This is a genomic window from Wolbachia endosymbiont of Drosophila tristis, assembly GCF_028981745.1.
Lineage (GTDB): Bacteria > Pseudomonadota > Alphaproteobacteria > Rickettsiales > Anaplasmataceae > Wolbachia > Wolbachia pipientis.
In genome coordinates this window covers 1-5,828 of the sequence record NZ_JAPQLN010000069.1, presented here as the reverse complement: position 1 = coordinate 5,828, position 5,828 = coordinate 1, and the positions used below count along the sequence as shown (strand labels likewise).

At 32.0% G+C, this 5,828-nt stretch carries 6 protein-coding genes and 1 pseudogene; 1 reads left to right on the top strand and 6 read right to left on the bottom strand.

Features of this window, described 5'->3' with window-relative positions:
* The coding region (locus tag OZD64_RS02655; protein WP_274999147.1) for a transposase at positions 1 to 161 on the top strand (161 nt) is incomplete at its 5' end.
* Positions 162 to 208: 47 nt separating this feature from the next.
* On the opposite strand, the gene OZD64_RS02650 is transcribed toward OZD64_RS02655, so the two are convergent.
* From OZD64_RS02650 to OZD64_RS02625, 6 genes and pseudogenes are all read right to left on the bottom strand, one after another.
* The gene (locus OZD64_RS02650; RefSeq protein WP_038199600.1) at positions 209 to 1,429 is read right to left on the bottom strand and encodes a heme biosynthesis protein HemY; all 1,221 of its coding nucleotides are present in this window, start codon (positions 1,427 to 1,429) and stop codon (positions 209 to 211) included.
* Positions 1,426 to 2,157: a hypothetical protein gene (locus OZD64_RS02645; protein WP_274999251.1), complete on the bottom strand. Its 732-nt coding sequence runs from the start codon at positions 2,155 to 2,157 to the stop codon at positions 1,426 to 1,428. The genes OZD64_RS02650 and OZD64_RS02645 overlap by 4 nt, the downstream gene beginning before the upstream one ends.
* Positions 2,150 to 3,379, bottom strand: a complete 1,230-nt coding sequence (locus OZD64_RS02640; RefSeq protein ID WP_274999250.1) for a lipoprotein-releasing ABC transporter permease subunit — start codon at positions 3,377 to 3,379, stop codon at positions 2,150 to 2,152. Before OZD64_RS02640 ends, OZD64_RS02645 begins: the two co-directional genes overlap by 8 nt.
* 280 nt (positions 3,380 to 3,659) lie before the next feature.
* Positions 3,660 to 3,872 carry a hypothetical protein gene (locus OZD64_RS02635; protein WP_274999249.1) on the bottom strand — a complete coding sequence of 71 codons (213 nt, stop codon included), beginning with the start codon at positions 3,870 to 3,872 and terminating at the stop codon, positions 3,660 to 3,662.
* A 33-nt stretch (positions 3,873 to 3,905) separates the two neighbouring features.
* Positions 3,906 to 4,868 (bottom strand): hypothetical protein, encoded by a 963-nt coding sequence (locus tag OZD64_RS02630; RefSeq protein WP_274999248.1) that lies wholly within the window; start codon positions 4,866 to 4,868, stop codon positions 3,906 to 3,908.
* A gap of 128 nt (positions 4,869 to 4,996) precedes the next feature.
* Positions 4,997 to 5,740, bottom strand: a pseudogene (locus tag OZD64_RS02625) (cupin domain-containing protein); the annotation flags it as partial.
* Positions 5,741 to 5,828: the final 88 nt, after the last annotated feature.

Sequence of the window (5,828 nt, the reverse complement as noted above, 5' to 3'; positions counted from 1 at the left end):
GGTTTAAAGTACAGCCAAGAAGATGGGTTGTAGAAAGGACTTTTGCTTGGGTTAATAGGAATAGAAGGCTATCGAAGGAGTATGATTTACTCACAACATCCACTGAGAATTTCATATACCTAGCTATGAGTAGGGTTATGTTAAAGAGGGAATATGCTTGAATTTACTTGTTTCCGGACAACCTCTAATTTCTACACTTTGTGGAATTTTATAATATATAATAAACACAATTAAAACTATTACAACTTGAACACTTATGATCCCATTGTTCTAGTTCCCTGTTACAATTTTTACATTTCCAGCCTGGATCAGGCAAAGCTTCTGAGCCCATCTTGTTTAGCCAATAAATTACCTTGTCGTGTTCTTGCAATGTAACCTTGAGTTGTATTACAATAAAGTAGATTGACATGTAATTAGCTTTTTTCATAGCAGTATCTAAATATTGACTTGCAAGATCATATTTACCTGAACTCATTGAGGACAAAGCAAGTAAACAGTAACTAAAATAATAATCAGGGCGTAAGTTGTATAGTCTGTCAGCACCTTTACTATTTAAATTGATGTACATTTTAGCTGACTGAGGAGTAGGATTTACTGTATACTCTGCCTCTAGCACTGCAGAAGCTTTTCTGATTTTTCCAAGTTTAATATATAATTCTGCCTTTAAATAATTGATGGGCTGAAAAATTGCACTATAACGTTGTGCTCTAAATAAAGACTTTATAGCCTCCTTAAAATTTCCTTTACTTTCATATTGCTTTGCTAAAGCGCAATAAAACACTGCAAACATTTCTTTATGATCAAAGGGGAGAAAAATATTGGACTTAACTGCTTCCTTCAACCTCAAAATTGCATTAATCCAATCTTCTTTCAATATGCAATGCTCTATTTGAAAGGGAATAGATAGCATTTTATCGTTAATTGAACTAGAGCAATATTCTATAAATTTTTGAAAGACTACTTTTTCTTGTTTGAGGTGGACAATCAGCTTATTGGCTAGAAGTAGAGCTAAGTTACGATTTTTATTTGCAATATTTGTTAAACCGTTACTGAAAAAGCTGTAATTTCCCGTCTTACCTGAGTTAAAGAGCTTTATTAAAGACAACCTATCGCTCTCCTCACTCAGACTTTTAACTAGCTTTTGGGCATTCTCTATATTGTCTAAGTCTATGCTAAAGAAAGCTTCAAAGAGAAGCAATTCTTCCCTATCCCTTCTTCTATTTCTTATGTTGGCAAATGTTGATGAAATGGAGGAAAAAAAGCGTACAAGTGTAATTAATAAAAATAATAAAACTACACAAGTAAAAATAATGAAATATAGATCAATACTTATAGTGTAATTGCCTAATTCCAATTTTATTACTTCACCACTTACCTTGACCCATATACCAAATAAAAACGAAAAAGCGAAAATTATAAAATAAATCATGAGATATATTGTAATAAGTGATGATATATTGTTGAAATATTCTTAGAAGCTACAATAAAACCATTCAATTTATTCAGCCATAGCTTGAATTCTGAATGCGTTAAATTGCTTACTGTAACAGTTATATTTTGCCAATCATTATCATTTATTGACTCCTCAATTTCTGCGAATTTTACTCTTAATGGATCATTTCGGTCGTCTACCTTTATCCAGTTTGAAATGATTTTTTTAGACAATGTACTTTTGTTGTAATCGATAGTATCAATAGTTTTTTCAAAAGATAACTTCAATTCGTGTAAGGTATTTATCTCTTTCAAATTTTCTAATTCATCTACTGCATTTTCTATCTCTGGATCGTCAAGCTCTGATATAAAAGGCTTTATTGAATTTATATGGTTATCAAATTTTGCTTCTCGCAATAACGAATTCTTCATTTTAACCACAAGTAATAGCAATTTTGCAAGGTTCTTACATCTTGAGTTATTATCACCTTGCTCACATTGAGTATGCTGACTTCTCTTGAGGTCAAATATCTTTTTTTCTATTCTAGATTGATTAACTTCAAGCAACATTCTAAATTCATCCATGTTTTCCGTTAAAGCTTTCACATTGTTTTCACTCTCTTGCTGATTTATTTTTAAAAAGATTATGTTATTTATTGTGATGTAACCGGTAAATAACAATACAATTAAGAACCAACCTATGTACTTTTGCTGAGTATCATTCATAACGTAGTATCTCCGCAGGATCTTGTGCAGCTGCCTGCAACGCAGGAGCAATTGTCGCTAAAAATGATAAGAGTAACGCAAGTGCAGAAATATTTACTACGTCTTGGGGTACTAATATCACTGGCAAACTTGAAAAAAAGTATATCATAGGATCAAACAGCTTGATGTTAGTAATGTTTTCTAAAAACACTCTAATGCTTTCGATATTGAGAGAAAAAACGACACCTATAATACAGCCAAGACAAGTTCCCGTAAAACCGATTAATAGACCACAAGCGCAAAATATACGCATAATGCTTCCACTTGTTGCACCAAATGTACGCATAATTGCAATCGCGGATTTCTTTTCTTGCACTATCATCATTAAATTTGAGATAATATTAAACGCTGCTACAACTATAATCAAAGTGAGAATTAAAAACATCACATTTCTTTCAGTTTTTAAAGCACTAAAATAATGGCTTTGCTGTGATTGCCAACTTTCAGCTTCCATTCCTATTTCTTTTTCTATAGCATCTGCCAGCTTATCAGCTCTAGTAACGTCGTCTACAAGTACTTCTATATTTTTTATGCTATTTTTATAATTAAAAAAGGCTTGTGCTGATTTTAGAGGCATATATATCAAGGTATTATCATACTCAAACATACCCATATCAAATATTGCTATAACTTTATATTTTTTCATTCGCGGCATTTCACCAAGTAATGCATCAAATTCTTCAGATGATATAAACGTAATTTCGTCGCCATAGTCAATGTTCAAAACTTCTGCTAAGCGTGCTCCTATTATTATCCCTTCATCAAATTTTTTTACATCACCTATAATTACATTATTTGTAACGGCAGTACTATCAAGCAAATCTTGAGTTGACACACCTCGCACTACGCTACCTGCAATTTTACCATTTGCTACAATAATAACTTGATCATTGGTCATAGGAGTAGCTTTTAATATACCAGGAATTCTCTCAATAGATTTTGAAACTGCGTAGTAATCTGAATTTATGTTCCTATCAAAATAAACGTTAATATGGCCATCAATGCCAAGTATTGAGTCAAGCAACTTTGCTCTGAATCCGTTCATCACAGACATCACCACTATTAGTGTTGCAACTCCAAGGGCAATGCCGATAATAGAGAACAAAGTCATTATAGAGCAAAATCTGGCATTTCTTGCTCGCAAATAGCAAGCAGCCATAGTAATTTCAAAGGCAATGGACATTACAAAATATTTTGAGGTTAGACATTATATTTTTGAAACTTCGTATAATTGTAGACTTTTCTTTATTTAAAAACTAGAGATTTTTGCTTCCTTAAATTTAGCAGACTTATAGAGTATCTTTAACATTAGAATTTCAAAATCTTCCATATACATCATCCAACCTCACTATATCATTATCAGATAAATGCTCTCCTATCTGAAATTCAACTATTTCAAGTGGAGAGCTTGTGCTTTTATAACATAGAAAAAATCAAGAATATTATTGGGTTTATTCAATAAGTTATAATTCTTTCCTTCCATAATTTTCAAATTGTACAACTAGTTGCTTTACATTTACATCTGTGAGAAGAGCATTTTTGCTAACATGAGGTCTCGGATCAGATTTTGCTGATAAGGGATTCATCTGAGATATTTCATCCCTCATTGGAAATAAGCGAGATTGGGAAGCAACTTTTGGTGATGGCCTAGTTTTTTTCTCCACATCTATATTCACTTGTGCAACAGGAGGGGTCCTGCTTTCAATAGTTTACGCATTAGGACTTTCTTTTGCTTGATTTTGTTTGAATTTTTTTCTTATCTCTTGTACTTTAATATCGATATTATAATTAATTTCTTTTTCCATAGAAGATACTACCATTTCTAGCTTTGTGCTTGATTTTTGATCAGTATGACCTAACTTTTTAAGTTTTAGTGGTAATTCAGGTTTATCTTTAGTTGATTTAGGAACAGTTCCTACTACTTTTGGTTTTTGTCTAACTTCTTGACCAGCAGTAAACATTTTTTTTGGCAATGGGGGTGCTATTGATGGTTTTGGCAATATTGGAGGTTTAGATTGTTGTTTTTGTTTAAGTTCTCTTTTTGCTTCCATATGTTCTTTAGGAACTGTTACATAAATTAGCTCTTCTCTAGGCGATTTTGAACTTTGTGAATTTTCTGTTAAAATTTTACTCTTCTTCTCTTGATAATTTGATATCTCTTTGTATCCAGGCTTTTCATCTAATGAATTTCCATGGCCTGAATCATTATAATTAACTTCTACTTGTCTATCTTCTTTTAGAAAACTGCGTTCTGGCTTTTCTGGAGCTATTGCAATATTTCCTCTTTCAACTTGCTCCAAACCTGAAATTTTACGATAAGCCTCTAGATATTCAAAGATTGTCATTGAAGTAGGAGGAGGTAATTTATCAATAAAACTACTTATATTCTTAACTGGAACATTTCTTCCCGAGATTCTATTCAATATTTCCTTTAATATCTTAAGACCTGATGGCTTTCCATTCATCGATTTTACATAATCAATTGAGTCACTACGTATAACAAACTTAGCTACATCTTCTGCCTTATCTGTAAAACGCTTTAATGCCTGAGATAAATCCCTTACCGTTTTATTATAATGTCTAATAGTTACTAACTCATCTCTTGCTTTTATAGCTTCTTTAAGGAAACCGAGATTTTCTCTATAATTGTCACTTTTAAATGGATCCTTCATATTAATTACAACTCATTATTTATTAAAATATGGGTATAGGTTTAAAATATTAAGATTTAGTAAATATTATTTTTTACATAAAGCAGCTATACCCATATTATAAATTGCCAACAAATGCATTTATGGCGTTACCATATTCTTCCATATACATCATCCAATCTCACTATATCATTATCAGATAAATGCTCTCCTATCTGAAATTCAACTATTTCAAGTGGAAAGCTTGTGCTTCTATTTTCAATCCTATGGGAAACTTCCCTTGGGATTTCTATCATATGGTCCTTTGCTATAGCATATTCTTTGTCTTCTAAACTAACATATCCAACTCCTGATAGCACTATATGGTATTCATCTCTATAGTGATGGAATTGCTTAGAAGTGCAGCTTAATGGATTGATAAAAAGATATTTTATAAGAAAATTTTCGCTCATTAAAATTATACTACAAAATCCCCATGGTTTAACTTCTTTCCTTATCACCTTTACTTTCTTAACTTTATGAATAAATGAAATTAGACTTTTGTTTGGTTGCTTACAAGCTCCACTCAATAAATTTTTATTACTTTCTGTCGTTGAAACTGGTTCTTTTTCTCTCATCACATGCTGAAATGATGCCGGTTCTTTACTAAACTTCTCACTCAATTCTAAAACTGAATTCCAAGTTCCAACATCCAACCAATCGAAATTAGCTTCTATCATTGCAACGTTTTTTGCTTTCTCCATCACCAAGTAATCAATGGATATGCCTTCAATTCCTGCAAAATCTCGTTGTTTTAAATACAGAAATCTCTCTTGCGGTGTGAAATATTTAAAACATAAATTGTAAAGATTCGGGGCAGATTTTTTAATCTCATCTATGTAGCGTTTTGCTTTAAGAGGTTGTCCGGAAACAAGTAAATTCAAGCATATTCCCTCTTTAACATAACCCTACTCATAGCTAGGTATATGAAATTCTCAGTGG

What these genes read in the sequence shown, in the direction of transcription:
- OZD64_RS02650 (WP_038199600.1), bottom strand. Translation starts at nt 1,429, where the DNA reads ATGATTTATTTTATAATTTTCGCTTTTTCGTTTTTATTTGGTATATGG.
- OZD64_RS02645 (WP_274999251.1), bottom strand. Translation starts at nt 2,157, where the DNA reads ATGAATGATACTCAGCAAAAGTACATAGGTTGGTTCTTAATTGTATTG.
- OZD64_RS02640 (WP_274999250.1), bottom strand. Translation starts at nt 3,379, where the DNA reads ATGTCCATTGCCTTTGAAATTACTATGGCTGCTTGCTATTTGCGAGCA.
- OZD64_RS02630 (WP_274999248.1), bottom strand. Translation starts at nt 4,868, where the DNA reads ATGAAGGATCCATTTAAAAGTGACAATTATAGAGAAAATCTCGGTTTC.